This window comes from Pseudaminobacter soli (ex Zhang et al. 2022) (assembly GCF_014595955.1).
In the GTDB taxonomy this organism is placed as follows: Bacteria; Pseudomonadota; Alphaproteobacteria; order Rhizobiales; family Rhizobiaceae; genus Kumtagia; species Kumtagia pseudosoli.
Genome location: NZ_JABVCF010000010.1, coordinates 14754 through 41575 on the forward strand (window position 1 = coordinate 14754; position 26822 = coordinate 41575).

Consider the following 26822-nt stretch of genomic DNA (forward strand, 5'->3'; position numbering starts at 1 on the left):
AGCCCTACATGATCGAACGACCCCTCATCCCCATCGTCGTCGGCAACAAGGTCCTCAACGAGGGATCCGACGGAATCGGCCAGTCGTTCGACCCTGCAACCGGCGAGTTGGTTGCCCAGTTTGCGCGGGCGGGACAGGTGGAAGTCGAGATGGCCGTCGCCGCTGCGCGCGAGGCGTTCGACAATGGTCCGTGGCGTCGCATGCGGCCGTTCGAGCGGGGTCGCATCCTGCAGCGAATCGGCGAACTGATGCTGCAGCGGCGCGGCGAGATCGCGCGCAAGGAAAGCCGGGACAGCGGCAAGCCCCTGCGGGACTCCTATTGGGAGGTCGACTGCTCGGCGCGCTTTTTCGAGTTCTATGGCGGCGCCGCCGACAAGATGCACGGCAATTCGATCCCTCTCGGACCGGACTGGTCGGACTGGACCGTCAAGGAGGCGATCGGCGTCAGCCTCCACATCATCCCGTGGAATTATCCTTTCCAGCTGATCGCGCGCGGCGTTGCGCCCGCGCTTGCGGCCGGCTGCGCCGTGATCATCAAGCCCTCGGCCGACACGCCCGTCACGGCCTATGAATTCGTTAAGATCTGCCAGGAAGCCGGCCTGCCCGAAGGGTTGGTCAACCTCGTGAACGGCCGCGGCTCGCTCGCCGGTGACCTGCTCGCGCGGCACAAGGGCGTGGACCAGATCACCTTCACGGGATCCGTCGCCACCGGAGAACGCGTGCTGGTCGCCGCCGCCTCGCATGCAATTCCCTGCAACATGGAGCTTGGCGGCAAGTCACCGCAAATCCTGTTTGCAGACGCCGATCTCGACAGGTCGCTGCCGATCGTCGCCGGTGGCTTCCTTACCCATTGCGGGCAGGTCTGCAACGCAGGCACCCGCCTGTTCGTGGAACGCAAGATCCACGACCGCGTCGTCGAGCAACTGCACGCGCGCATCAGCAAGATGACCCTTGGCGCGGGCATCGACGATCCGGACATGGGGCCGCTCATCAGCAGGGCGCACAGGAGCGATGTGGAGCGCTACTATGACGTTGCCCGTGAAGATGGAGAGCTCCTCCTCGGCGCCGAGCTGCCGCAGGCACCCGAACTTGTCGATGGCGCCTTCGTTCGCCCCGGTCTCGTGGTCGGCGCGGGCAACAATACTCGAATCGCACGTGAGGAAATCTTTGGCCCGATCCTGACGGTGATACCGTTCGATACGGCCGAGGAGGCCATCTCCGGCGCCAACGACTCGCCCTTCGGGCTCGTCGCCGGCGTGCACACCACCAACATCGACAAGGCGCTTGGCGTCGGCGAGAAGCTGCGCGTCGGCCAGGTCTGGATCAACTCCTTCGGCGTCGGGCTCGATGTCGAGTTCCCCTTCGGCGGCTACAAGCTGTCCGGCTTCGGCCGCGAGAAGGGCCTAGAGGCGCTGGCCGCCTACCAGCAGATCAAGAACATCGCGATCCATCATCCGCTGCCGCGCTGATTCGGCGAGGCTGCCCCTCCGCCGGAAGCGCCGCATGATCGCGGGGCTTCCGGAGGGCGGCCCCGCGAAGCGCATCCCTCTCCCATCGCATCCAGTCGTTAGAAGGAACTCACATGTCATTGGTCATCGAGGGCGAGGAGCGCATCGCGGCGCCGATCGGCAGGGTTTGGGAAGCTATCAACGATCCTGAGATGTTGAGATCGTCGATCCCGGGGTGCACCGAGCTTGCCAAGACGTCGGACGACACCATGACCGCCACCGTGGTGCTGAAGATCGGTCCGATAAAGGCCACCTTCGCCGGGCAGGTCACCCTCTCCAACCTTCAGCCGCCGAGCGGACTCACCATCTCCGGTGAGGGAAAGGGTGGCATCGCGGGCTTTGCGAAAGGCGGCGCGGACGTCTCACTGAGCGAGGACGGCCCGGACACCACGATCCTCAAATACCAGGCGAAGGCCGATGTCGGCGGCAAGATCGCGCAGCTCGGCAGCCGGCTGATCGTGTCGACCTCGAAGAAGCTCGCTGAACAGTTCTTTTCGAACCTCAGCAAGGCGATCTCCTGACCTTCAGTCCCTTGCACCCTGAGGGTCGGGGTTTCGCACCGGGGCCTCGAGGTTCCGTAAGTGGCAATTTCGCCAGCCACGCGTCCCCTACCCTATCCGACAACCTGGACAACGACCGTTTTCCCTCTGGGCCGTCGTTGAAGGTTGGGCCTTACCAATCGGCTCTAAGAACCCCATGCTGCACGAGGCGCAGGAGGAATCACTTCACATTCGGAAGCGGCCCTCGACTGAGCGCTGTCTGGCGACGGGAAAGCCCGATGATCCACGCGCGCAGCTCCATGCCAAGCGGCTTTTCCAGAGCGGAGCGCTGCCACGCAAGAAAGTAGGTTTGCTTCAGCTGTAGGCGCAGATCGAAGGGGATTGCCAGCCGCCCAGCAACGAGGTCGTCATAGATCATGGAAAGCTGGGCGAGAACGAAGCCGCGTGTTGATCGCCGCATCGATCGCCGCGCTCGAGATCGAGAACATCAAATCTCCGGAGCGCCGCGGCGAAATCTCGCCGATGCTAGCCGCCCAATCGTTCCAGCTGGGAGGCTGCTGATAGCCGGATTCCCATTCGATTCCGAGCAAGGAACGCGCCAGGATGTCGCTGGGTCGGTGCACGGGGTTCGCAGCAAGGAACGCCGGTGAGCAGCAAGGCACGACCCAGTCGGTAAACAGCTCGGAATAAAGCTCGAAGGACCGGACCCGGTCTCCATAGGAAATGCGGAAGTCGATCGGATCGGCATTTGGCGCTGGTTCTGCACCTGTCGCCACAAGTCGGACGTTCGCTGCGGATTCAGCCTGCCAGTCGACGAGTTTCGGGCCGATCCACTTGCTCGCCAAGGATGGTAAGCAACTGACCGTCAGACTGCTCCGCTCCCTCATGCTGTGAAGTTCGTTCTGTGCCTCGCGAAGCTGGTCGAACGCCTTGGTGACGCGGGCATGATAGATGCGGCCCCAATGCGTGAGCGCAATGTTTCTGCCGTTTCGCTCCAGCAGCCGAATGCCGAGAATTTCCTCTGCCCGTTTGATCTGCTGGCTGACAGCGCCGCTCGTCACGCCAAGTTCGTCCGCGGTCGCACTGACGCTGCCGTTACGGCCGAGTGCCTCGAACGTCTGGATGGCACGCAATGGCGGAAGTTTTCTCAATCGGCTCCCCCCCCAGAATTCTCGCTTTAGCAGAACTAAACCAAATCGCAATTTCAATCATTTTGCTTCGGGCTGGCCCCTGGCTATGATTCGAATGTCCGGCCACCGTGGGAGCGGCTTAGGAAGCGAGTGCTTCGCCGGGCTGAACTGAAATACGGAAATTTGCAGGGGTGCCTCGTTGGCGGCCATTCGATGGCTTGACCAGTCGAAGTCGCTCGCCTGCGGCCATCGTGGCAAGGAGGGCATAAATGGTTGATGTTCGCAGGGTGCGAGGCGGTAGCGGTCTGGACGAGATCAATGACGAACTCGACCAGATCCTCGACTCCGTCGTCGAGAACACGCGGAATGCCACGGAGGCGTTCTTCGCATCGTATGACAAGAATCCAGATCCGCAGATCCTGGCTGACTGGCTGACGCCACGCGCCTGGCGCGAGATCGACTACGTGTTCCTGCTCAATGAACAAATTCGACGCTATGGCCTCGCCTTCGAGCGCAAGCACATCACGCTGCTGGCAAAGCAGTCCTTCCAGGAGGCCGAGCACTACGAGATGGTCGGACAGGCGATCGAGTCTCTCGGCGGCAAGGTCCCGACCTCGGCACCTCCGGAAGCTCGCCCCTGGAGCGAGTTTCTATGGGAGTGCCTGGAGCGCCATCCTCTGGCGGCGATCGCTGCATGGAATTGTTCGGAAACTTCTGCGTCCGGAAGCTTCGAGCCAACGTTCAGGGCGGGCGCCAGGCACGGCTTCGACGAAGTTGTCCGGATCTACAAGCAGATCGAGACCGACGAGAAATTCCACGTCGGCCTCGGACGGCAGGTGCTCGCGGCCTACGCCAAGACTGACAAGGATCGCGACGAGATCCTGCGGGCGATGCGCGGCATGCGCGACATAGCCTGGAAGACCTTTACGCCGGAATCCGTCTCCCAAGCACGCGCCGGCTGACCTCTGCCACCCGACGCCTCGGCTTCTTCTCCCAGCAGGGCAACGGCAATCAAGTGAATGACGCAGATCAGTAGCATGACGACATTCAATCCGCAGTCTGGCGGCAAGGCGAGCCAGTTGTTCGACATGACCGTTGCAGAACTGCGCTTGGTCGCCGATGGCGTGATCGCCATTGAGTTGGCAGCGCCGGACGGCGGTGACCTGCCCTCCTGGGAGCCTGGAGCACACATCGACGTACTGCTGCCGAATGGCTTGGTCAGGCAGTACTCACTGTGCGGCGATCCTTCCCTGCGCGATCGCTGGAGGATCGCCGTGTTGCGCGAACCTTCCAGCCGGGGTGGGTCGAGTTGGCTGCATGACCAACTGCAGGAAGGGCAGCGGATCGCCGTGGCCGCACCCCGCAACAATTTCAGGGTCGTGGAATCCGAACGTTATCTGTTCGTCGCCGGCGGGATCGGGATCACGCCGATACTTCCCATGGTCCGTTCAGTTGCTGCAAAGGGCAAACAATGGACGCTTCTCTATGGGGGGCGTAGCCGCCGGTCCATGGCCTTCCTCGAAGAGATCGAAGGCTTTCAAGGGGGCGCATCCCATATCATCCCACAGGACGAGTTCGGGCTGCTGGATCTCGACAGCTTCCTTGGAGAGCATCAGCCTGACACGGTCGTCTATTGCTGTGGCCCGACGCCCCTGATCGAAGCAGTGGAGCAGAGATGCCGCAACTGGCGACAGGGCGCTCTACACCTGGAACGCTTCGCGCCAAGCGAAAAGGCAAAGACTCGAGAGAAGGGTAGTTTCGAGGTCGAACTCGCCCGCTCCGGCCGGCGCATCGTGGTTCCGCCTCATCGCAGCATCCTCGATGTACTGGAGGAAAACGGCTGCAAAGTCACCAACTCATGCCGGGCCGGCATCTGCGGCACTTGCTTGGTGAAGGTCCTTTCCGGCGTTCCCGATCATCATGACGATGTGCTCAGTCTGGATGAGCAAGCGGCGGGAGACGCAATGCTCGTCTGCGTCTCACGCGCTAAGAGCGACCGTTTGGTGCTGGACCTCTAGGCCAGTTTGGAGGGCCTAAAGATCGTTTGGCGAGGAGTTGCCGAGAGGATGTAAGCAAGATCAGCATACGCGCCGGAGTTGCATACAAAATTACAACAATTGCATGCGCGAGACTTCTCTGTGATGCTGCGAGTGGGAAATCGCTTTGGGCGATGCCGTTTCGGGGATGTGTGCGCCACCGAATGGTTGTCCGGTCAATCGCGCACGATTGGGAGGGAAATGATGGTAGAAACCGACAAGGCGATGCAACGGCGCGTTGCTATCGCAAGCTTAATTGGCACCACCATCGAGTTCTATGATTTTTACATTTACGGAATTGCCGCGGCGCTTGTCTTCAATGGTATCTTCTTTCCGAGTCTCGATCCCGCGGTCGGTATGATCGCTGCGTTCGCGACGTTTGCGGTAGGCTTCGTTGCGCGCCCGCTTGGCGCGATAGTCTTTGGGCATTATGGTGACCGCATCGGCCGCAAGGCCATGCTGGTCGCCTCACTGTTGACGATGGGCGCAGCTACGGTGCTGATCGGCTTACTCCCCACCTATGAATCCATCGGCATTGCAGCCCCCATACTGCTTTGCCTCCTCCGGTTCTTGCAGGGTATCGGGCTCGGCGGAGAGTGGGGCGGAGCGGCCCTCGTTGCGACCGAATTCGCCCCGAAGAAGCGGCGGGGACTGTTCGGCTCTCTGCCTCAGTTGGGCAGCGCCCCAGGGTTCCTCCTCTCAAACGGAATCTTTCTCTGTCTCAGCCTTCTGCTGACGGATGAGCAATTTTCAGCCTGGGGCTGGCGCATTCCGTTCCTGCTCAGCACGGTCCTTATCATTTTTGGTCTATACATACGGTTGAGCATTGCCGAGACGCCGGTCTTCCAACGCGTTCTCGACAAGGAAACTCAGTCCAGCGTACCTATCGTTAGCGTCCTGAAATCGAACTCCCTTCAGGTCATCCTTGGGGGTATGTCTACGGCCATCACCTATGTTCTGTTCTTCACCACCGGAACGTTCGGACTGTCTTACGGAGTGAAGACACTGGGTATCGAACGCTCGCAAATGCTGTCGCTGACGATCGTGGCAGTCATTGCAATGGCGGTCTCCACACTCGTTTGCGGCATGCTCGGCGACCGCTTCGGGCGTCCTCGCGTAATCATGATCTCGGGCGTCGTGGCGATCATCTGGTCATTCTTCTTCTTCCCGATGCTCGATACGCGCGAACCGGTTCTGATCGCTGCGGCGTTCTCGATAACGCTCGCTGTGATGGGTGGCATCTACGGCCCCATGGGGGCGTTCCTGCCGGAGTTGTTCAAGCCGAGCGTTCGCTATACCGGCGCGGCTCTGGCCTACAGCCTTGGCGGCATCTTCGGCGGAGCATTGGCACCGATCATCGCGACCGATCTTGCGGCAACCTTCGGCTCCCATTCGATCGGCTACTATCTCGCGGCGATGGCCCTGGCCAGCATAGTGTGTGTCGTGATCCTGCGTGGACGCATGCCGACGAACTTCGCGGAGGAGGACTATTCTACCGAGACCGCAAGCAACCCGGCCGGCTCCGTTCGCGCCGCGCTACCTGCCAACTGATCTCCCCCTGCGGGCATCGGGTCTCGCTCTCCCGAGACCCGTCACTGCATAGGAGCCTCAGGACAGCAGCGCGACCCCCGCGCTGCTGTCAAACAGTGGAGCATAGGGGCGACCACTGACCGCATCACAATCTATAGGCTTGGCGCCGAAGCTCCTGCTGGCTCTGAATGGCTTCTCTACCAGCTCTGATGTTGAACCAGCAAATTGCGCCAAGAGCTGACGCCCTCGGGCGAGGTCGAACGCTACTATTTCCGCTCGCTCTATTTTCGCGAACCGGGCGGCAACCTGTTCGAAATCGCGAGCGACACCCCGGGGTTTGCGGTGGACGAGCCCTTTGAGACCATGGGCGAGGCCCTGTCGCTGCCGCCGTTCCTGGAATCGCGTCGCGCGCAAATCGAGGCCGGTCTGAAGCCGCTGGACTGATCGCCTGACAAGGGGCCGCCGAAGCTAGCGGCCTTTTGCCAACTGGTTCGAGCCGCCCGGGGGCCTTTGGATGACCGCGAATAGCGGTGCAGCGGGGCCCGCGACATGACACTGGAAACCGTCAGCCAGATGAGCGATGATCCCTCATCAGCCTGCCAGCCGCGGCGCGCTGAACTGCCGGCCCAAGGCCGGAGAGCACGGCGACCGAAGCCGTCAGCTACATCACCCCTGAGACGCGTCCGGTACTGACCAATGTCGAAGGACAATCCGATGCCAATATCAGCCAACCCAGATCCCAGGAGCTTTCCCGCGCCCCGCGAGGGGTTTGTGGTCACGCACCTGCTCATAGTCGCCGACCAAGACCGATCGCGCGAGTTCTACCGCGCCGTGCTGGGTGCCGAGGTGGTCCGCGAGCGCGACCCGGTCGCGCTGCGCTTGAGCAACACCTGGCTCATCCTCAACGTCGGCGGCGGTCCGACCGACGACAAGCCGGACGTCATTGCTGCGCCGCCCCAGAGCGCGCACGTACTCACGAGCGCTCTAAACATCCGCGTCGCGGACATCCAGGCTGTCTACCGCGAGTGGAAAGCGCGCGGCGCCGAGTTCCTTACCGAGCCCAAGGACCGCGGGTCCGAGATCCGCTGCTACATGAAGGACCCCGACGGTCACATCATCGAAGTCGGGCAGTCCACCGGAATTCTCCGCCAGCAGGCATAGACCAGCTTGTTGAAACACCGTGACGATGTTGCTGGACTGGTTTGTTCGACGGTCGAATCCAGCATTCTCGACCTGATCGTGCCGCTCGAGCGTCAGCGCGGATTGACCCGATCAAACACAGTTGCGAAACGGCCGGTGGCTTCCGCCGTGCGCAGCGCCTTCACCCGCTCGACCAGGATTTCGGCCGCCTCCGGGTCCGCTGCCAGCAGGGTCATGCTTTCGCGGATGAAATCCTCGAGCGGCATCGCGCGCGGGTTGTCGCGCTGGCCGGCCGTCAGGTCGGTGGCCACCGCCACCTCAATGACCGGCACAGCGGTGTCCCGGAGTTGGTGGCGCAGCGAGATGCTGTAGGAATGGATCGCAGCCTTCGTCGCCGAATAGGTCGGCGTATCCGCGCGCGGCACGAAGGCGAGGCCGGAGGAAACATTCACCACCGCGGCCTGCGGTTGGGCCAGAAGGTAGGGCAACAGAAGGACTGCAACTCCCGTACCGCCCTTGACATTATTAGCGGCCCGACCGTTTCGATCGCGTTTTCTTGCAGCATGCAGGCCAGGCTCTCGTCGAACACCGCCGCGATCGGGCGCAACGTAGGAGAGGCACGCTGCCCCGTTAGCCCGTTGTTCATCCCCCGACCCGATGCATGCGAACCCCACTTCTACGCCGTTACGCGAGTTGCGCAATCGCTGGCAGTTACTCGCACTGTCTGCGGGGCCCGCCGCTATAAGGCTGATAGCTGTTGTCCTCAGGACGGTACGAGCGATACCGGGCGAAGCACGATTCGATGTGATCGGAAGAGATTTCGCTGCCGCTCTCAGCGATGCCGCCGGTCACAGAGGCTTCGAGGTAACCACCGACCTCTTCAGAGCTCCCCGAATATGGCGAAATGCACTCGCGCCGTGCTCCGCTGTAGGAGGTATAGGTATTGTCCTCAGGCCGGTAGGAGCGATAGCGATGCGAACACCACTCGCCATGCCCGGTCTGCATTTGCGCCTCCTGATCTGATTTCGGCTGCTCCTGCTCAGAAGCCTTGGGCACCGCGGCTGTCGCCATTGGGTCGACGAACTCCGGGTCTGGGTCGGAAACAAAATCGTTTCGGAACTCCGCTGGAGAAGTATCGGTGAGCGCCTCGACCAAATGATCTTGCTGACGCCCCCTTCCATTGCTCGATAATCTCGATGCGGCACGTGCCGGAACACGCTTCAAGTCCGCAGGATGGGGCTTCACGGTGATTGGGCGGTCAGTCCACAGCTCGGATGTCTGAAGATCGAGTTTCCGGTCCTGGACAGGCTCAGAGGCCAGTAAAAAGACGGCGGTGAGCGCGCCCCCAACAAATGTAACGAGCATGGCAGCCATCCCGCTCAGTGCCGCCAAGAATACCCTCATCCTTCCGCTCCCAGGTCTCACCCCTCCTAGTCAGAATGCTAAGAGGCCCGAGCAGTTCCGAGGTAGACGCTTGAGCGCCCTAGTTGGATGCCTGCCAAGTGGGAATGACCGCCGCGTGACGCATAGTCACCATCCGCGGGCATGGTTTCGGGGCGGGACAGAATCAACTGCCACATCCGGTGAACATGTGATGGGCCATGTTGGCGCTAATGCTCTTCTGCGGCGCGCTCGCCCTCATGTTGGTGTTCGGCTGGAGGCGTCTCTGATGTGCAATCTCTATAACGTTAGCACCAACCATCAGGCGATCATCGAATTCGCCGACTTCGGGGACGCCATGACACCGGAACTCATCGAGCGCGAGGAGCAATTGCGCGAGAGAGTCTCCCACCGATAAGGGCTCCAACGGATTGGTTTTTGCCTCGACGGATACAAGCGCCTCCCACTCCCTGGGATCGGCGACGTCTTGGCAAAGGTCGATCGGCGGGTGGATGGGACCGGATGATGCGGTAGGTGGCGGCAAGCGGGCGTCGCACCGACAGCCCGTTCAATCGCCGCGCCGCGACCAGCATAAGGATCAGGGCCTCTGCTTGTCCGCAATCGAAAGCCGACCGACTCAACGATCTTGCCGACTGAGAAGTAAGGCCGCCTCGATGCGGCCTTACTCTGTCGTTTGGATTCAGGTTCGATTGATCGACACGCCACCATCGGCAAGAACGGCGGCGCCAGTCATGAAACTCGCTGCTGGGGAGACGAGAAAGAGGGCCGCTTGGGCAATCTCTTCTGGCCGAGCAAGTCGCTTCAGAGCATGAAGTCCCTCGATAAAGCCTCGCGTTTCGGAGGCCGCGCCGGGCAAGTTCGCCGCGTTCGATGGGGTGTCCGTCCCGCCAGGCAACAAGGCGTTGGCGCGTACGCCTCGTGACCCAAACTCTGCGGCAATTGTCTGGACAAGACCCACAAGTCCCGCCTTCGCTGCGGCATACGCTGCCATGCCCGGAAATCCGACGGTGTTGCCCACGAACGAAGACGTGAACACCAAGGCTCCTCCGCCGCGATTGATCAATGCGGGCAATTGATGCTTCGCGCTCAGGAACGCGCTGGTGAGATTCGTGCGCAATGTGTCGTCCCAGCCGTCGAGCGTCAGGTCAGTGACCGCCCCCATCGCGCCGGATGAGCCGACATTGTTGAACGCGATGTCGAGGCCGCCGAATTCTTCAATTGCCGTCTCGACAAGTTTCTTTGCATGGGATTCAGCCCGGACGTCACCAGTTACGGAGACTGCACTTCCTCCGGCCCCTTTGATCTCGGCGACAACATCGGCGAGTTCTTCGCTGCGCCGACCGGACAGCACGACTGAAGCGCCTGCTTGCGAGAAGAGCTTTGCGGCCGCCTTTCCAATCCCCGAACTGGCGCCGGTGATAATGGCCACTTTATCTGTGAGAATCGTCATCGGTCAGAAGCTCCTTCGTGGTTGAGGAGCCTGCTAATCAAAACAATTGAAGCCGCCGGCCACCCGTTTCCTGCTTGAGCACGCGAGGCCGAGCTTCCCACCCGATCCAGTCATACGGAAATCGGTTTCCGTTACGTTCGGGCCGCAAACGGACTGCCGGCTTAGGTCGTCGGATCTCAAAAGCAGACCTCCACGTCGGGGCGGAGATCGTAGTGGCGTGCCCCTTGGCAGAGATTGCGTTTGAACGTCTCTCCGTTGCGGAGGGTGAAGCAGTGGCATCGGCCAGTCGCTTCACGGCCTGGGTGTTGTCACGGTTCCTCGGCAGCTTCGGCGAGCGCCTTCCTCCCTTCGCTAGCGCCCCTGCAGCATGGTTGCTGTCCCTGGCCAGGTTTCCATAATCCCAAAAATTCGAGTGCTTCTGGAATAGGGGACACCTTCAGCCGGCCTTGTTTTGCTTATCTTTTTGGATCGAGTGTTCCACCGTCTAAGGGCCTCACCGCCGCTTAGCATGCTCATTGATCTTCCGGTGCTGACCTCGTTCTGGCTGGCGACCTTGGCCGTCTCCGATCGAGAGTTGCAAACTCTTCGTCTTTGCCTGCTGCGGGAAGCCGCCAATAGAGAAGGGGCTTAGCGCCTACACTCACCGTAAGGGATAGCCATGCTTTCCGTACTGGATGCACGCGGTTTGCCTCTCCCGAGGTGGATGGATTGCTCTTCTATCGCCCCGGAGTCGTGCCTTTCGCCGGGCGCGGTCTGCGCGCCATTTCGGAATGTCTTTCCACGGAACACTCCGAAGCCGAAAATATTAGGGCCGCACGCTCCAATAGCGCCTCATCTGATTGGAAGGAGAGTGCAATGAAACACAGCATCATAGCGGCTACAGCGCTTGCGCTGTGCCTTGGCACGCCAGTCCTCGCTCAGACCTCTGGGGGTGGTGGCGGCGGTGGCCATGGTGGCACCACGGGTCACGCGACTACGCCCGGCGGTGGAGCTACGAAGGGGGCCGGCACCGCCGGCTCCTCGTCCATGTCCGGGACGTCTGGTGCCACGGCGGGTATGCCAAGCGGATGGAGCGGTGACATCGCAAATGCCCTTTTCAGCGATCCGTCTCACGCCACCCTGCGCTCACCCGACGAGATCCGCGCGCACTGGCAGAACCTGTCCAGTCAACAGCAGGCTCAAGTCCGGCAGGGCTGCAGCAACATGATGGCCAGCAACGCCGATGGCGGCACAAACAGGATGGCACAGGGCTCGACCGGCCAATCGAGCGGAAGCTCCACGATGGGCTCGTCCGGCGGGCAGAGCGCGGGCGGTAATGCCGAAAACCTGACCACAGGTAGCACCAAGCGGTTCCAAGGCGCTTCCCCAAGCAGCGAACCAGGCGGTAGTTCGGCAGGCGGCAACTCGATGGAGGGCTCTGGGCAAAACGAGAGCAGCGGCGCCATGGGTAGCGCTTCGGGTGAAACGGCAGGCGGCGGTAACTCCCCCGCACAGATGGCGTCGTTGCATCAACTATGCTCGACCATCCAGGGCATGTGAGCAAAGCTTGGGGAGTTCGGTGCGGGCTCCGTGCCGAGTCGGCCCAACCCTGGCGGAGTATCCGAGATCTGCCCCGGTGCCCGGTGGCCGTCTCAACGCGGAGGGGAGATGCGCCTCCCCTCCGATATCTAATAGACCCTTCAACGCCCGATCAGTCCTCGCCCTCGTGCTGCTTCCGCGATCGGCGATTTTTGCGACGCATCGGCACGCCGGCCCATTAGAGCGGAGAGTGCGTCAGCCGCCCAGGATCACGAGACCGTGCCGCCGGTTGACCGATTGATGGTGGAGCTCGAACCGGTCGCGCCTCCGCCCACGCCGTGCCCGGTCGTCGGACTGGCCGCTGAGCCCTGAGCCGGCGTATCGCTCGGGTTTGCTACGGGCGGCGGAGCAGTGGTGGCCGTGGCGGCTCCTCCCTGGATGCTGCCGGTCGTCGGGTTAGTCGAGGATTTCTCAGAATTCGAGCAGCGCACCGCCTATTTCAACGGCGACCACGTGAGCGCGACCCGCAAGGGGGTGCACCTGCCGGACCGGCCGAACCAGGTCGCGATGATGGCGCAGATGCAGAACATGATCGACTTCCCGCCCACGCCGAAACTCGACCCGCTCAACCGCCTCGACCCGAGCAAGGCAAGTTTAGTGGAACTAAAGGGCGAGCAGATTTTCATGGGCAAGAGCCGCTGCGCCGAATGCCACATCCCAACGCTGTCCTTCATAGACAACAACGTGCACGACCTGAAGCTGGAGCGCTTCTACAAGGTCGGCCAGACCTTCAATGACATGGTCACCATACCTGACGGGCCGATCAAAACATTCACGTTGCGCGGCATCAAGGACTCCCCACCCTATCTGCACGACGGCCGCCTGATGACGCTCGCCGATACGGTGGAGTTCTTCAACCTCGTGCTCGGGACCAAGCTCGACCAGCAGGAGAAGGATGCGCTGGTGGCGTACCTGCTCACCCTCTGAACCGAGTTGCGCCAACGAGGCCGCCATGCGTGCAGTTGCCATTACATTCGGCCTGATCCTCATGTGGGCGCCGGCTTCAGCCAGATCGGCAATCCTGCCGGACTGGCGCCGAATACCGTCATAGAGCAGCCGGGTGTCCCGGCACCCGGACAATCCAACTATCAGGACAATCTCTTTGCGCAGTTGGCTCTGCCGGAGGAACTGCCGAAATCGAGTTCGGCAAGCTCGCTGCCGAGAAGACTGGCGATGATGCGGTAAGACGTTTTGCCGACCGCATGGTCACCGATCATCGTCAAGCCAGCGACCAGCTGACCGAAATAGCCGGCAACAGCAATATTTCGCTCCCGAGCATGCTTGATCCGGATCACCAGCGGATCCGGACTGAGCTCGAGCATCTCGACGGCGCGCAGTTCGACCACGTGTATATCGCATCGCAGATTGTCGACCATCAGAAGACAGCACAGTTGCTCGCCTGGGAGATCGGCTTTGGACAGAATGCCGAGTTCCAGCGCTTTGCCGCCCAGGTCTTACCGACCGTGCTTGAGCATCTCGCAATGGCCACAAGGACTCAGGCCGAACTGGCGAGCAAAGGCGCGCCAAGGCATCCGCCAAACTAGCTAATCATGTCTAATCGCCTGCCCGCTCAAACGGCAGCGAGACGCCGATCGAACGGGACCTCCTTTCCGGAGAAGTTCGGCGGCTTGCCGAATTTTCAGCGTTTTGCGTTCACGCCCGCGTCCTCGCGCATGAGATAGGCTTTGGTCGTCTCGGGGATTCTCTCGGCCAGCCACGCGGCCATCGCCTCTTCCTCGCGGCAGATCGGTCCTTGCCTGCATACTGAATGACGTCAGAGTACGCCCGCGTCCCGCGTTTCAGGCCAGCACGAAGCGAAGCGCGCGCTGAATCTCGAAGAAATCCGTTGCCGCGAAAGCGATTGCGCGCGGACCATGCGAACGCGCGCCCGGATACCAGGAGGCCCGATACGCGTCGGACGGATTGCAGAATTCCACGACAACCTCGTAGGCCTCGGCCGGCGGCGGAACCAGTCCGGAGAGGTCGCGGGAAAGAGCCGCCTCGACCCCCTGCCGGATCAGCGCCCGGGATCGGGCCGGCGAGAGCGAGTTGGCGGCGCGCCCTGCCCCTTCCAAGGTCGCCACCGTGGCGATGCCCGGGATCATGGCGCGGGCATCGGCACAGATCCCTGCATCACCGGCCAGAAAGGCAGACGGTACTCCGTAGCGGGCGGCGCAGAGCGCGTTCACGGTGAACTCGGAGGCGACCTCTCCATTGAGCAAAAGCCGTGAGACGGTGGTCGTCGTGGTATGGGCGAGCGGATTCGCCTCCGTTCCCGCCTTGGAATGGTAGCCGACATAGATCGCCGCGGCAAAATCGGCGGCGATGCCGAACATCATGGCGTCGGGATGGCCGGACCAGCCGCGGACGATGCGCACATAGTCGGGCAGCAGGTCGAGGACGAGATTGCGGCCGCTGTCATGCGCGTCCTTGACGACGACTTCTTCGGCACCGGCGGCACGCGCACCCTCGCAGGCGGCCACCACCTCCGCCGTCATCAGCGTCCGGAACTCGCGGTGATCCGGATGGCTGCGATCGGCTTCGTCCCAGTGAGCGATTCCGGCCGTTCCTTCGATGTCCGCGCTGAGGAAGATCTTCACGGCAGCGGGTTCTCCTTCAGCCATTCCGCGAGCGCGGGAAACCGTCGGCCAGTGCGTCCTGTCGTGGCCGGCGCGGCACAAAGCGCGCTCAGCACCGCCTCCTGCGTCGCCTCGGCGGCGGCGCGGAACGGCATGTCGATCCGGTCCTCGGCAAGCTGCCGGACCGGCTGGAAGGCTGCCCGCGATTCATGCACAACCGGATCGGCCGTGGTGAAGCACAGGGCGATGTCGCCGCTGCCATTGCCCCAGAAAGCGCCCAGGCGAGCCAGCCCAGCCCCCGCCCGTCGCGCAACGCGGCGGAGTTGGCGGTCGCCGAGCGGCAGATCCGTGGCGAGAATGATGATGACGGAACCCTTTTCCGCCTCCGCCGTCCGGCGCGGGTCGGGCCGGCGGCCGTCCGGCAGCACGAGGTCTCCTGCCCGCCCGAAATTCGCCAGCACGAGGGCCCCCAGCACATAGTCATGCCCGTCGATCCGCATAAGCCGCGAAGCGGAACCGATGCCGGCCTTGAAGCCGAAGCTTGTCATCCCGGTGCCTGCCCCTACCGCGCCCTGCAGCACCGGGCCGCCCTTGGCGTCTTCGAGCGCCGCCTCGGCGTCGGCCGCCGTCACCGCCATGGCCTGGATGTCGTTGATCGGGCCATCATTGCATTCGAAGACCAGCGGATTGACGGTAGAGGTCTCGCGCCCGATGTCCGGATTGGCTGCGATCGCCCGGCGCACCAGTGCTTCGGCACAGGGTGCGACGGAGAAGGTGTTGGTCAAAAGGATCGGTGTCTCGACGGTGCCGAGTTCGGCCACCTGCATCATGCCTACGGACTTTCCGAAGCCGTTGATCACCTCCACCCCGGCGCGAACCTTTTGGCGGAAAAGATCGCCCTGATGCGGCAGGATGGCGGTGACGCCGGTGGCCAGACCCTCGCCGGAAAGCGTGCGGTGGCCGACCGTCACGCCGCCGACATCGGTGATGGCGTTCAGCGGTCCTGGCGGCAGGATGCCCGAACCCAGGCCGAGATCGCGCGCTGATGGCATACCGGAACCCTTCATCGTGCCTCGGTCAGAGCCTGCCGGCCTTCTTCAGGCTGCGCAGGAAGGCCTGCGTACGCTCGCCCTTCGGATTGCCGAATATCTCCGCCGGCGGCCCCTGTTCATAGATCTTGCCGGCCTGAAGAAAGCAGATCCTGTTGGCGACTTCGCGGGCAAAGCCCATTTCGTGCGTGGCGAGCATCATGGTCATGCCCCGGGCCGCGAGGTCGCGGACGATGTCCAGCACCTCGGCCACCAGTTCGGGATCGAGAGCAGAGGTAATCTCGTCCAGCAGGAGCAGCATGGGATCCATCATCAGCGCGCGCACGATGGCCACGCGCTGCTGCTGACCGCCGGAAAGCCGGTCGGGATAGTCGCCCGCCTTGTGGGCCAGGCCGATGCGCTCGAGGAAGGCCATGGCCCGATCCTCGGCCTCGCGCCGCTTCATGCCGAGCACTTTCAGCGGCGCCAGCGTGGTGTTTTGCAGCACCGTCATGTGGGGAAACAGGTTGTATCCCTGGAAGACGATGCCGATGTCGCGCCGCAGCCGGTCGAGATCCACTCCAGGTCCGGTGATCCGGTCGCCATGGATGCGGATCTCGCCGAGCGAGATCTCCTCGAGCCGGTTGATGCAGCGCAGCAGCGTGGATTTTCCGCAGCCCGACGGACCGATCAGGCAGATCACCTCGTGCTCATCGACCGAGAGCGACAGGTTCGAAAGGACCTCGAGCGTGCCGTAGTGCTTGGTCACGCCGTCGATTTCGAGCAGCGCCATGCCTCAGCCCCCCGCCCGGATCCGGCGCCGGTCGCGCTCGACCAGCCGATCGACGAACCGCGCCTGCGGGATGGTGACGACGATGAACAGGATCGCGACGGTGGTCACCGCCGATAGATTAAAATTGTTGGCCGCGATGATCTTCGACTGGTTGAAGGCGTCGATGGTGCCGATGATGGCCACCAGCGCGGTGTCCTTCTGCAGGCTGATGCAGTTGTTCATCAGCGGCGGAATGATGTTGCGCACGGCCAGCGGCACGACCACGTAGCGCATGGTCTTGAAATGGCTGAGGCCGAGCGAACGGGCGGCTGCGACCTGGCTGTGATGCACGCCCTCGATTCCGGCGCGATAGACCTCGGAGGTGTAGGCCCCGTAGGTCAGGGTCAGTGCGATGATCGCATAGGCGGTAGAGGACAGGTCCGACAGCACCGGCAGGTTGGTCAGCGGCAAGCCGAAGCCGATCAGGTAGATGGTGATGATGGCGGGCAGGCCTCGGAACAGGTCGCCATAGGCGATGGCAAGGAAGCGCAGAGGCCGCCCGGCATCGCCAGGAAGGGTACGGGCAACGGCCACCAGCAGCGACCAGATCACGATCAGAACGGCCGAAACCGCGAAGATGACGATATTGGTGCCGAAGGCCCAAAGTACCTTGCTGGCAGAGTCGCGGATCAGCGCCAGGTCAAAGAAGGTACGGCTGACGGCGGCGTCGTTCACCACCATGAACCAGGCGCCGGCGGTCACGATGAGCAGCGCCCCGCACCACGACAGCGCCTGCCACGCCGCCATCGAGGCCTCCGCGCCAAGCGCGCGGGCGGCATAGACGTCGGCGCTGCGAGCGGAAGCGAGCGATTTCAGGAAAGCACGTGCCGCGATCACCAGCACCATTGCCGCAGCCAAGGCCGCAACGGCACCCAGTACCACCACCGCAATGGACGCGATGCCCTGCGAAACGGCGAAGGAACCGATGTGCTGAACCGACACCGCGACCGCCACGAAGGTCAGCACAGCCAGCGCAAGGGTCAGGGCTGCGCGGCCGCGATGCGTACGCGTGACGGCCCGAGCGCGCCATGCGGCGGCGCGCCCGTCCTCTTCCGATGCCATAAGGTGATCGGGTGCCGCCATCGGCTCAGAACTTCCAGGTCGGAACGTCGGCCGGCGTCTTGCCACCCCATGCAGGGGCCAGATACTGCGCCTCGAGATCCTTGAGCGTGCCGTCTTCCTGCATGTCGGCGATGATCTTGTCGATCACCGACTTTGACGACGATCCCTTGGGATAGATGCCTGCGGTCTCGCCACCGATCTCGTACTGGCCGACCACCTCGAGCTTGCCGTTCGAAGCCGCGACCTGACCCAGCACGATCGACAGTTCGGTCATGACAACGTCGACGTTGCCTGCGGCGACGGCTGTAAACATCGCGCCAGTGTCGTCGAAGACCGAGAGGTTGTTCACTTTCAGCGTATCCTGCGCCCACGACACCATGGTGGTGCCGGCCTGGGTGCCGAACTTGGCGTCACGCACATTGTCTTCCGTGACGTTCGAGCCGGCCTTGGCCGCCAAGCCATAGGAGCCGAAGGAATAGGGCGTCGAGAAATCGACTACCTTCTTGCGCGGCTCCGTCACCGAGATCAGCGCCAGGGCGATGTCGAAATCCTTGTTCTGGCCCGCGACGATGGAATCGAAGGAGGCGTTTTTCAGCACGACCTTGTCGAGACCGAGGCGGTAGGCGATGTTGACCGCCATGCAGAATTCGCGGCCGCTGGTGACCGTCTCCGGCGTGTCTCCGTTGAATTCGCCGACCGCCGGCAGGTTGATGATGGCAGTGAACTGCCCGGGAACCGCCGGCGTGATCTGCTCGGTGCCCTGCTTGCCGTAGAGCTTGCATTCGCCGTAGCCCTCGGCTGCCGAGGCAGCGGTGGCGGCGAGCGCCATCATCGAGCCGGCGGCAAGGCCGGCCACTTTGTTGCTGAATTTCATCTGGTTCTCCTCAGGGTGGTTTGGATGGTGTTCCGTTCGTGGTTATCCAGGCAAGGCCGGCACGGAACCGAGCGCGGCCTCGATGTAATAGGATTGCAGGCGCCGGGTCAGCGGGCCGGGTCGGCCGTCCCCGATTGCAACGTCGCCGATCCTGACCACGGGGGTGACGAAGGACGAGGCGCTGGTGACGAAGGCCTCGACCGCCGCTTGCGCTTCTGCCGGCGAGAAAGCGCGCTCGTCAAGGCGCAGGCCGTGGGTTTGGCAGAGGCGAAGTACCGCATGGCGCGTACAACCGGGCAAGGTCGAGCGTGAATTGGGCCGCGTCACGACGCGGTTGTCGGCGGTGATGATGAAGGCGGTAGAGGAAGAGCCTTCCGTAACCAGGCCGTCCTGAACCATCCAGACGTCGTCATATCCGTCGGTGCGGGCCTGGCGCTTGGCCAATACCTGGCCGAGCAGCATAGCGGTCTTGATGTCGCGCCTGGCCCAGCGCAGATCCTCGGTGAGGTCGACGGAGATGCCGTTCCGTTGCGCCGGCGTGTCAGCGAGCTTTTTCGCTTGGGTGAAGGCGACGAAGTTCGGCTTGAGCCCTTCGGGATAGAGAAAATCACGATCGGCCTCGCCGCGGGAAACTTGCAGGTAGATAATGCCCTCTGCGAGTTCATTGCGCGCCATCAGTTCGGCCTGGATCTGCTCCAGTTCGGCACGAGACACCGGCATCGGAATCGAGAGGGCAGCCAGCGACCGCTCGAGCCGGTCAAGGTGGAGGTCGTTGTCGATCAGCCGCCCGGCGAGGACAGCCGTGACCTCGTAGATCGCATCACCGAACAGGAAGCCGCGGTCGAAGATACTGATACGTGCATCTTCCTCCGGCGTGAAAACACCGTTGCAATAGACAATTCTTCCCACGGCGGCTGCGTCCCCTCGTCCCTCGCAATGTCAGCGAGATGCCGGGCCACCCTGCAATGGCACGCGCCGGTCGCGCCAATTCATTTTCAACAACAGGCCATTCCGATTTTGCATAACCTCGTTGTATCAACCTTCTATCGTGGCGACTTCCGCCATATTCGGCAACACCGCGCTGGGCATCGGCAAATGGAACTGAAATGGCTGGAGGACTTCGTAGCCGTGGCAGAGACGTTCAGTTTCTCACGCGCGGCCGACACCCGGCACGTCACCCAGTCGGCGCTGAGCCGGAGAATCAAGCAACTCGAGGCCTGGCTCGGCGCCACCCTGATCAGCCGTGCGACGGTGCCGGCGGAACTCACGCCTGCCGGTAATAATTTTCTGCCGGTGGCGCGGGAGGCGATCCGCACATTCTACACCTCAAGGGAAATGCTGCAGCCTGTAGCCGAACAAGGCATGATACGGCTTGCGGCACTGCACACGCTGACGGTCACCTTCTTTCCGAACTGGCTTCGTTGCCTGGAAGTGGAGATATCCGGTCTACGGACCTCGCTTATCCCCGACCGCGGCGGCATCGAAGCCAATCTGACTGCGCTGATCGATGGCGAGGCTGACTTCTTCCTGACCTACGCGCATCGCGACGTGGCCTTCCACCTCGATCGCGAGCGTTTTGATTTCCTGACGATCGGCAGCGACAAAGTGATCCCGGTGAGCGCTCCCGAGCTTCGCATCCGCGGACAAGCCGTTCCGGGCACCGGCCTGCTCGAACGCGCGATGGCGGAACGGTTGACGGTGCCGTATCTCAGCTACGGGTTCAGTTCGTTCTTTGGCGTGGCGCTGCAGCGCTTGTTCGCAGCGCGGCCGTCCTTCCTGCGCCGCACCGTGCACGAGAACACGATCAGCGCCGGATTGAAGACACTGGCCCTGACCGGCTCGGGTCTGTGCTGGCTTCCCGAGAGCCTGGTGGAGAACGAGCTTCGCAGCGGGTCGCTCGTGCAGGCGGCACGGGCGGACGACTGGACGCTCGACCTGCAGATCAGGCTGTACCGGGCGCTCGAAAACAGCAGTTCGGCCACCGACACTTTCTGGCGGGCGGCACAGGCGGTCGCTGCACGAAGTCGCCAAGCCGGTGATCAGCCGTCCTGAGGTTGCCGGCTAACTCGGCGGAGGACAACGGGGTCTGTGATGCGAAGCCATCGCCCCTGATCAGCCCAGCGCCGAGGCAAGTGCCCACGCGCTCAAAATCAGGAGCAGTAGATCCCTCTCTCGTGGAGATGGCGGCCGTGGCCTCCAGCTTCTTGTGTCCGGAGACTTGACCCGGCGCAGACGCAATCCCATCTCGGCGCTAACCCGTGCGGCTCGGGCAGTTTCGCAAGACCGAACTCGGCAAACGACTTACCATCGACGTGCCCGACGGCGCAGCGCACCGGGCCGATATTCTCCTCCAGCACGAAAATTGCCGGCGAGTTACTGCCTGACAACTCGGCAAGCGCGATGGCAGTCCCTACGGTCGGATGTCCCGCAAACGGCATCTCGTAATCCGGGGTGAAGATGCGCACGCGGGCCTTGTGACGGGGATCCTGCGGCGGGAGTACGAAGGTCGATTCGGACAGGTTGAACTCGCGCGCGATCCTCTGCATCGCGTCGCCCTCGAGCCCTTCACAATCGAGCACGACAGCCAGCGGGTTGCCCGTCAGTACCTCACTGGTGAACACGTCGTAGATCACATAACGGCGCTTCATCTTTCATGATCCCTTCGCATGCCGATGGTGAGCCAGAGCCGACCCGATCCCGGTTCGTCAAGCAGGTAAGCACGGATGGCCAGGTCTTCCAACGCATCGCACAACCGTATTCACCCGGAAAAATGCCAGTCGATGATGGCCTTCATGTACGGCATGACGCCGTCCGGCAAGTTGTCACGCTCCCGGATGATGACAGGCCCTTCGATCTCCGGATCTGTCTCCCGCGCCACGAAGTCGCTGATCTTCGCGGCAATCAGGTCGGCAGGTTCGCCCATGTAGTAGCGCCTGAAGATGACCGTGATGCCGTCGCGCGAGAAAAGCTGGTACTCGTCGTCCCGGGGGAGCCGCAAAATGTCGAGGCCGGTCTCCTCCCGCACCTCGCGCGCCATGTTGCCCTCCACGTCGACCATGCCATCGACGAAGTCCATGGGCTCGAAGGATCCCGCTGCGAAGTAGACCTTCCCGGGATTGGCCGTGTGGGTACCCATCCTGATAGCGACCAGGGCGCCGTCGGACGACACCAGCGCCGCATGCGCATAGGCGTGCTCTGCACCCGCGGGCCGGGCCCGGCGCCAATAGAGCAACGTCGCGTAGCGGACGGAATGACAGCGCCCGATCACCCGCTTCTGCTCGTAACTGACCTGTGAGAGGAGGACCAGCCGGCCGTCGAACAGCGCCGGGTTGGCCTCGCGCTCGCGGCGCCAGTTCTCCTCGATCGCGAGTTGATGCTCCAGTTCGAAAGGGTGCGAGGTCGCGTCGAGCCGGACCTCCACGCTTGAAACCGGCACCACACGATCGCGGGGCAGTGAGAACGAAAGCTTGCTCATACGATGTCCAGGGTGACTGCAACCGGGCAGTGGTCGGATGCCTTGGGGCGATCCCACCCGGCCCTCGGAAACCGGTCGACCTCCTGTCCAGGCGGGAAAATGGTCCGCCAAGGCTGTCCAGCGCGGATGATGTCGGGCACGGCGGTAGAGTTCCGCCGTGCGAGTGCGGGCGAGACGAGGATGTAGTCGAGTTGGCAGAGGTGCCGCTCCTGCGGACCACGCGTATGGTAGAGCGTCCAGCGCTCGATCTTCGGCAGCCGCTCAACGAGATTCTCGGCGAAGCCATCCGCGAGCAGCGGATCAAGCGCGGATTCCGACTCGTTCACCACAGTGAAGGTGTAGCCTGCCAGGTCGTCGCCGCCCACGACGATACGCTGGCGATAGTCGTTGAAATCGCCGCAGATCATCCATCGTTTGGATGCAGCATGATCCTTGCCGAAGCGCGTCTCGATGATACGGCGGACGGCCCTCGCCTCCGCTTCGCGTATCAGCCTGGTGGCGGTTCGGCCATCCATGCCGTTCCTCGCGGCGCCCATGGACTTGAGGTGCACGGTATAGATCGTGAGCGGCAGGCCGCCCACCCTGACGTCTATCTCGAGGCAATCTCGCCGAAAGAGGCGCTCGTGCGGCGCGATCCCGAGCGCCGCCAACTCCGCAGTGTGCAGGTCGAGTTCGCCATAGGTGAGATGCGCGTGGCTGGTCATGCGCACGAATTCGATGGGCTGCCCGTCACGCGTCTCTTCGCGCATGATGACCGCGACGTCGATACCGCGGCTGTCGTTGCCGGCCGTGGTGTATTTGTGCCGGTAGCCGTAGCCGATCATCTTGAACCGATAGCCGTATTCGAACGCTTTCAGAGCTTCGATATTGTCGATCTCCTGCAGGCAGAGAATATCGGCGCGCGTCGCCGCTATCGCCAGCGCCGTGAGTTGGCGCGTGTCGTCGGTGTGTGCGATCGTGCGCGCCTGCTCCAATAGCCTGAATTCCGCCTCGTCCTTGATCTCGAACAATGCAAGGGCTCGATCTTGATGCAATTGGTTACGATAGCCCGAGAAGTCGAACCTGCTCATCAGGTTCTCGACGTTGAAAGTGGCGATCCGTAGCGACATCGGGTCCGCTTTTGCCTGTCGGCGAGGCCGAAGACAAGCGGGCCGGGTGCGCGTATCCGACGGCCGTACGAACACGGCATCCAATCAAGACCCAACCCCGGGCAAGACTCACCCCGGAACATCCCACACGCCGCAGAGTTCGACCGCCAAGCGGGAATGGCACTCATTCGGGTTCAAGGGAAGAAACGTCCTCAGAGCGGCAGGCATGACCACGCTTCTGGAGACTGACAATGACTACCCAATCTTTGAAGTTCTCATTTGCCGGCGTCGTCGCGCTGGCGGCTTGTGCAGGTGGCGCGGCTGCAGCACCACAGAGTCGGGTCCCCGAACCAGGGCACGCGGGCCCCGCTTCAGCGGGTCCTGCCCACCAGGCCTACGGTAACGATGCCTCCATCCTGCTGGTGGGCGGTGGCGGCGGCGGGGGCGGCGGCAATGGTGGGGGTGGAAATGGTGGGGGTGGAAACGGCGGCAATGGTGGCAACGGCGGCCACGGCGGCCACGGCGGCAACGGCGGCCACGGTAGCAGCGCTGGTCACGGCCACGGCCACGGACACGGGGCTGGCGCCAACGGCATGGGCTTTGGCCATGGCATCGGATTTGGCCATGGCATGGGATTTGGCCCCGGCATCGGATTTGGCCCCGGCATCGGGAGCTTCGGTGGCAACACCATGGGAGGCTTCGGCGACGAAGGCATGGGAGGCAACGGCGGTCATGGCAAGGGAGGCAAAGGTCACCATGGCATGGAAGGCAAAGGCGAACACGGCAAGGAAGGCAAAGGTCGCCATGGGATGGAAGGCCAAGGCCACCACGGCATGAAAGGCAAAGACGAACACGGCAAGGAGGGCAAAGGTCGAAACCATGGGATGGCAAGTAATGGGAAGCATGGCAAGGGAGGCAAAGGGCGCCATGGATTTGGCTCTAACAGCTTCGGTCAGAACGGCTTCAGCAATAGCGTCGGACAAAATTCCTTCGGTAGCGGTGATCCCGGAAACGTGGGCGGGATCGGCAGCGGCGGGCTTGGCGGCGACACTGGAGGATATGGGCTGAGTTTCCCCGGCTACTGGGCTCCTGGATGGAATGGAGGATACGGCATGAGCGCCCCCGGTCCCTGGGGCGAGCCGTATGGGATGGGCGCTCCCGGCTACGCCCCACGCGACTACTACGGCTACTGACTGCGCATTTGCGTGAGGCTGTAGCGGTCGGGCGCCGGCGACCATCCAGTGGCCGTCCGGCGCCCGTCCGGGGCTGGATTATTTTACCAACGGACGAGATTCCTTCCGTCCTTGATATTGAACAAGGCGGGCATGCGCTCCTGATGCGTTATTGGGGGTGGTCTGAAGGTTGGACCGATCATCAAGTTGACGACCTCGAAGGTAGCAAGCGACAGCAACTTTCATTCGAAGCTCAAGGCAACATCCAAGGGCGGCGGGCACCACCTCGCTTCTGGAGATGATCAATGATCAGGCAATCTTCGAAACTCGCAGGCGCAATCGCACTCGGCTCGCTGGCAGTCTTTGCAGGGACTGCGGATGCTGCACCGCTGAGCCCCATTCCCGATTTGACACATGCATCGGATCTGAGGTCGACAGGCCGCCCTAGCCACGCGTTCGGAAGCGACGCTGCCGTCATAAAGGTGCAAGGTGTCGGGCTGGGCTATGGTGGCACGACCGGTGGCCTTTGGCTGAGGCTACCCGGACTGAATTGGAACGCGCCGCCAGCAGGCTATTGCGGACCTTACGGATTCAGCGCCCCCGGATGGTACAGTTGCCGCTGGATGAGGGCCAGCACCGCCGGAGGCCGCCGCTGGTACACGCACATGTATTGGGGACACGGTTATGAACGGGCGCCCACCGACGGATATTGATGTCGCGTCCCGGTGAGGCAATACCGACGGAGCCCAGTCCCAACGCTGGGCTCTGTCCGCACGCTGCCTCGCGTCAACCCTCGCCGTGCTCAATTCGACCTTGTCTTTGATCTCGAGCAAAGCAAGCCTGTGTGGCTGGTGCAATTGATTGTGACAGGGCGAAGTGTCGAACTGCCCGGCAATCGCTCGACAGGAAGGTGGCGAGACGCAGAAAAAACCGGCTCCGCTACCGACGCGAACAATGTTCGGCGTTGAACCGGCCTTGATCCTGTGTCCCAGGAGCAGGCTCCCGCAGTAATCCGGATCTCAAGAATCCGTGGATGGGGGGTGGCTCGCCTATGGAGACCGACAATGATCAAGAAACCCTCGAAGTCTATCAGGACTGGCCTGATCGCACTTGGCGTGTTGACCGCCTTTGCTGGCAGTTCGTTCGCGGCGCCTCTGGCCCGGCCCTCGATCCCGCGTCCTGCGGCGGATTTGCCTTTAGGCGGCCACGCGGCGCAGGCATTCGGCGGTGAAGCGGGGATCATACTGGTCCGCGGCGGTGGCGGCCGCGGCGGCGGCGGTGGCGGTCGCTTCATGGGTGGCGGTCGCGGCGGTTGGGGTGGCGGCCACTTCATGGGCGGCAGAGGCGGTTGGGGCGGGAGGCACTTCGCCGGCGGCGGCTGGGGAATGCGCGGAAATCCTCGCTGGATTCGCGGCGGCTGGGGAGGACGCGGCTGGAGGGGCGGCACTTGGGGCGGACGCCATTTCGTTGGAGCTAACACCTGGCGCGGTGGCGGCTGGAGGGGCGGCACTTGGGGCGGTCGCGGCTGGCGCAATGCAGCCTGGAACGGAAACTGGGGCGGTCGCGGCTGGCGGGGTCGTGGATGGCGCGCTGCAGCCTGGAACAACGGGTGGCGAGGTCGTGGCTGGCGTAATGCAGCCTGGAATAACAGGTGGAACAACAATTGGTGGGGAAACGGCGGTGACAACTTCTTCCTCGGCCTGGGATGGCCGGCGGTCTGGCCCGGTTACGGGTGGGGAGACTACTACGGTGCCTATGGGCTCTCGAGTCCCTATTACGGGGGCTACGGCAGCTATGGCCTCTCTCCCGTCTCCTACGGAGTAAGCGATCCCGTTGCATGGTGCACGAGACGTTATCGTACCTACCGAGTCTCGGACAACACCTTCGTGAATGTGCGAGGCCGCAGGGTCGTGTGCGTCGCCCCATTCTGATACGCACTCCAAAAAGTCGAGCCGGCGCAGTCCCCTGGCTGCGCCGGCTCTATGTGCCGCCGCTGGCGCCCCCCGGAACCAGCCAGCGACACGTCCCCAGGCAGCCTATCGGCTGCCCTCCCTCCCCGCTTCAGTCACCCGACCGTTCACTAGAGCCACGCGTCCCCAAAGCGCGGCCAGTCATTCGAAGGTGACGCCGAGCGCATTCATGCTGCGCCAGCGCACGATCGCAGTGCGGGAATAGTCTTCGTCGGTGATGAGGAGTTCGAAGCGGCCCGGCACAGCCGTGGAATCGCCGAAGCTCAGCCGCGCCCCACAATCGGACATGTTGCGCACGACGCATTCGAACACCGCGTAGCCCCTATTGAAGCTGAGCCGCGCTCCCTTCAGGACGCGCCGGCGTGTGGTCTCGCGACGATCGGGAAAGACCCGTCCGTCCAGCCCGATGGCGTTTTCGGTGAGCGCTGTCATGGCACAATCTCCTCTGTCGAAGGACGAAGCAAGGATC

At 62.8% G+C, this 26822-nt stretch carries 28 protein-coding genes and 4 pseudogenes; 15 read left to right on the top strand and 17 right to left on the bottom strand.

What is annotated here, in order from left to right:
* Positions 1-8: 8 nt before the first annotated feature.
* Positions 9-1469 carry an aldehyde dehydrogenase family protein gene (locus tag HUI96_RS18335; protein WP_188256144.1) on the top strand — a complete coding sequence of 487 codons (1461 nt, stop codon included), beginning with the start codon at positions 9-11 and terminating at the stop codon, positions 1467-1469.
* Positions 1470-1582: 113 nt separating this feature from the next.
* Positions 1583-2029 carry a CoxG family protein gene (locus HUI96_RS18340; protein ID WP_188256145.1) on the top strand — a complete coding sequence of 149 codons (447 nt, stop codon included), beginning with the start codon at positions 1583-1585 and terminating at the stop codon, positions 2027-2029.
* Between the two features lie 199 nt (positions 2030-2228).
* On the opposite strand, the gene HUI96_RS29445 is transcribed toward HUI96_RS18340, so the two are convergent.
* Both HUI96_RS29445 and HUI96_RS18345 read right to left on the bottom strand, forming a co-directional pair.
* The gene (locus HUI96_RS29445) at positions 2229-2426 is read right to left on the bottom strand and encodes a transcriptional regulator (RefSeq protein ID WP_237684211.1); all 198 of its coding nucleotides are present in this window, start codon (positions 2424-2426) and stop codon (positions 2229-2231) included.
* Entirely contained in the window at positions 2416-3159 is a 744-nt protein-coding gene (locus HUI96_RS18345) for a LysR family transcriptional regulator (RefSeq protein ID WP_237684212.1), read from the bottom strand. The genes HUI96_RS29445 and HUI96_RS18345 overlap by 11 nt, the downstream gene beginning before the upstream one ends.
* A gap of 248 nt (positions 3160-3407) precedes the next feature.
* Between HUI96_RS18345 and HUI96_RS18350 the strand changes: the two genes are divergently transcribed.
* The 5 genes and pseudogenes from HUI96_RS18350 (at position 3408) to HUI96_RS18370 (ending at position 7865) form a co-directional block, all read left to right on the top strand.
* Complete coding sequence (locus HUI96_RS18350) at positions 3408-4100, top strand: hypothetical protein (protein ID WP_188256146.1); 693 nt, start codon at positions 3408-3410, stop codon at positions 4098-4100.
* Positions 4101-4226: 126 nt separating this feature from the next.
* The gene (locus HUI96_RS18355) at positions 4227-5156 is read left to right on the top strand and encodes a PDR/VanB family oxidoreductase (protein ID WP_237684232.1); all 930 of its coding nucleotides are present in this window, start codon (positions 4227-4229) and stop codon (positions 5154-5156) included.
* A gap of 219 nt (positions 5157-5375) precedes the next feature.
* On the top strand, positions 5376-6725 hold the full coding sequence (locus HUI96_RS18360) for an MFS transporter (RefSeq protein ID WP_237684213.1): 1350 nt from the start codon (positions 5376-5378) through the stop codon (positions 6723-6725).
* A 216-nt stretch (positions 6726-6941) separates the two neighbouring features.
* A pseudogene (locus HUI96_RS18365) lies at positions 6942-7148 on the top strand (ring-cleaving dioxygenase); the annotation flags it as partial.
* A gap of 270 nt (positions 7149-7418) precedes the next feature.
* Positions 7419-7865 (top strand): VOC family protein, encoded by a 447-nt coding sequence (locus HUI96_RS18370; protein ID WP_188256147.1) that lies wholly within the window; start codon positions 7419-7421, stop codon positions 7863-7865.
* Positions 7866-7957: 92 nt separating this feature from the next.
* Here the strand turns inward: HUI96_RS18370 and HUI96_RS29915 are convergent, their stop codons facing one another.
* A complete protein-coding gene (locus HUI96_RS29915) occupies positions 7958-8518 on the bottom strand; it encodes an SDR family NAD(P)-dependent oxidoreductase (protein ID WP_337918453.1) in 561 nt (186 codons plus the stop codon).
* A gap of 37 nt (positions 8519-8555) precedes the next feature.
* Positions 8556-9236, bottom strand: coding sequence for a BA14K family protein (locus HUI96_RS18380; protein WP_188256148.1), 681 nt, complete (start codon positions 9234-9236; stop codon positions 8556-8558).
* A 277-nt stretch (positions 9237-9513) separates the two neighbouring features.
* Between HUI96_RS18380 and HUI96_RS29920 the strand changes: the two genes are divergently transcribed.
* Positions 9514-9642, top strand: coding sequence for a hypothetical protein (locus tag HUI96_RS29920; protein ID WP_273033195.1), 129 nt, complete (start codon positions 9514-9516; stop codon positions 9640-9642).
* Here the strand turns inward: HUI96_RS29920 and HUI96_RS30285 are convergent.
* Both HUI96_RS30285 and HUI96_RS18385 read right to left on the bottom strand, forming a co-directional pair.
* Positions 9628-9817: pseudogene (locus HUI96_RS30285) on the bottom strand (hypothetical protein); the annotation flags it as partial. The gene HUI96_RS29920 and the pseudogene HUI96_RS30285 overlap by 15 nt on opposite strands.
* Positions 9818-9924: 107 nt before the next feature.
* Positions 9925-10695: an SDR family oxidoreductase gene (locus HUI96_RS18385; RefSeq protein ID WP_188256149.1), complete on the bottom strand. Its 771-nt coding sequence runs from the start codon at positions 10693-10695 to the stop codon at positions 9925-9927.
* A gap of 855 nt (positions 10696-11550) precedes the next feature.
* Between HUI96_RS18385 and HUI96_RS18390 the strand changes: the two genes are divergently transcribed.
* The 4 genes and pseudogenes from HUI96_RS18390 to HUI96_RS29460 all read left to right on the top strand — a co-directional run bounded on the left by HUI96_RS18390 (position 11551) and on the right by HUI96_RS29460 (position 13817).
* The gene (locus HUI96_RS18390) at positions 11551-12234 is read left to right on the top strand and encodes a hypothetical protein (protein WP_188256150.1); all 684 of its coding nucleotides are present in this window, start codon (positions 11551-11553) and stop codon (positions 12232-12234) included.
* A 438-nt stretch (positions 12235-12672) separates the two neighbouring features.
* Positions 12673-13200, top strand: a pseudogene (locus tag HUI96_RS18395) (cytochrome B6); the annotation flags it as partial.
* Between the two features lie 63 nt (positions 13201-13263).
* Positions 13264-13458, top strand: coding sequence for a hypothetical protein (locus tag HUI96_RS29455; protein WP_237684215.1), 195 nt, complete (start codon positions 13264-13266; stop codon positions 13456-13458).
* Positions 13410-13817 carry a DUF4142 domain-containing protein gene (locus tag HUI96_RS29460; protein ID WP_337918481.1) on the top strand — a complete coding sequence of 136 codons (408 nt, stop codon included), beginning with the start codon at positions 13410-13412 and terminating at the stop codon, positions 13815-13817. The genes HUI96_RS29455 and HUI96_RS29460 overlap by 49 nt, the downstream gene beginning before the upstream one ends.
* A gap of 255 nt (positions 13818-14072) precedes the next feature.
* Here the strand turns inward: HUI96_RS29460 and HUI96_RS18405 are convergent, their stop codons facing one another.
* From HUI96_RS18405 to HUI96_RS18430, 6 genes are read right to left on the bottom strand one after another with little or no spacing between them, the layout of a single operon-like run.
* A complete protein-coding gene (locus HUI96_RS18405) occupies positions 14073-14873 on the bottom strand; it encodes a M55 family metallopeptidase (protein ID WP_188256151.1) in 801 nt (266 codons plus the stop codon).
* The gene (locus tag HUI96_RS18410) at positions 14870-15904 is read right to left on the bottom strand and encodes a P1 family peptidase (protein ID WP_188256349.1); all 1035 of its coding nucleotides are present in this window, start codon (positions 15902-15904) and stop codon (positions 14870-14872) included. The genes HUI96_RS18405 and HUI96_RS18410 overlap by 4 nt, the downstream gene beginning before the upstream one ends.
* A gap of 25 nt (positions 15905-15929) precedes the next feature.
* Positions 15930-16673 (bottom strand): amino acid ABC transporter ATP-binding protein, encoded by a 744-nt coding sequence (locus HUI96_RS18415; protein WP_188256152.1) that lies wholly within the window; start codon positions 16671-16673, stop codon positions 15930-15932.
* A 3-nt stretch (positions 16674-16676) separates the two neighbouring features.
* Positions 16677-17795: an amino acid ABC transporter permease gene (locus HUI96_RS18420; protein WP_237684216.1), complete on the bottom strand. Its 1119-nt coding sequence runs from the start codon at positions 17793-17795 to the stop codon at positions 16677-16679.
* 4 nt (positions 17796-17799) lie between these two features.
* Positions 17800-18648, bottom strand: coding sequence for an ABC transporter substrate-binding protein (locus HUI96_RS18425; protein ID WP_188256153.1), 849 nt, complete (start codon positions 18646-18648; stop codon positions 17800-17802).
* Between the two features lie 42 nt (positions 18649-18690).
* Entirely contained in the window at positions 18691-19557 is an 867-nt protein-coding gene (locus HUI96_RS18430) for a D-amino-acid transaminase (RefSeq protein WP_188256154.1), read from the bottom strand.
* Positions 19558-19743: 186 nt separating this feature from the next.
* Here HUI96_RS18430 and HUI96_RS18435 point away from each other — a divergent pair, with 186 nt between their 5' ends.
* The gene (locus tag HUI96_RS18435; protein ID WP_188256351.1) at positions 19744-20700 is read left to right on the top strand and encodes a LysR family transcriptional regulator; all 957 of its coding nucleotides are present in this window, start codon (positions 19744-19746) and stop codon (positions 20698-20700) included.
* A gap of 143 nt (positions 20701-20843) precedes the next feature.
* Here HUI96_RS18435 and HUI96_RS18440 read toward each other — a convergent pair.
* From HUI96_RS18440 to HUI96_RS18455, 4 genes and pseudogenes are all read right to left on the bottom strand, one after another.
* Positions 20844-21296 (bottom strand): annotated as a pseudogene (locus tag HUI96_RS18440) (PhzF family phenazine biosynthesis protein); the annotation flags it as partial.
* Between the two features lie 110 nt (positions 21297-21406).
* Entirely contained in the window at positions 21407-22123 is a 717-nt protein-coding gene (locus tag HUI96_RS18445; protein ID WP_188256156.1) for an NUDIX hydrolase, read from the bottom strand.
* Positions 22120-23232 (bottom strand): endonuclease/exonuclease/phosphatase family protein, encoded by a 1113-nt coding sequence (locus HUI96_RS18450; protein ID WP_188256157.1) that lies wholly within the window; start codon positions 23230-23232, stop codon positions 22120-22122. The genes HUI96_RS18445 and HUI96_RS18450 overlap by 4 nt, the downstream gene beginning before the upstream one ends.
* A 350-nt stretch (positions 23233-23582) precedes the next feature.
* On the bottom strand, positions 23583-24194 hold the full coding sequence (locus HUI96_RS18455) for a hypothetical protein (protein ID WP_188256158.1): 612 nt from the start codon (positions 24192-24194) through the stop codon (positions 23583-23585).
* Between the two features lie 30 nt (positions 24195-24224).
* Between HUI96_RS18455 and HUI96_RS18460 the strand changes: the two genes are divergently transcribed.
* The gene (locus HUI96_RS18460) at positions 24225-24404 is read left to right on the top strand and encodes a hypothetical protein (protein ID WP_188256159.1); all 180 of its coding nucleotides are present in this window, start codon (positions 24225-24227) and stop codon (positions 24402-24404) included.
* Between the two features lie 1043 nt (positions 24405-25447).
* Positions 25448-26314 (top strand): BA14K family protein, encoded by an 867-nt coding sequence (locus HUI96_RS29925; RefSeq protein WP_188256160.1) that lies wholly within the window; start codon positions 25448-25450, stop codon positions 26312-26314.
* Positions 26315-26494: 180 nt separating this feature from the next.
* Here HUI96_RS29925 and HUI96_RS18470 read toward each other — a convergent pair whose 3' ends face one another.
* Positions 26495-26785 (bottom strand): PilZ domain-containing protein, encoded by a 291-nt coding sequence (locus HUI96_RS18470; protein WP_188256161.1) that lies wholly within the window; start codon positions 26783-26785, stop codon positions 26495-26497.
* Positions 26786-26822 lie beyond the last annotated feature (37 nt).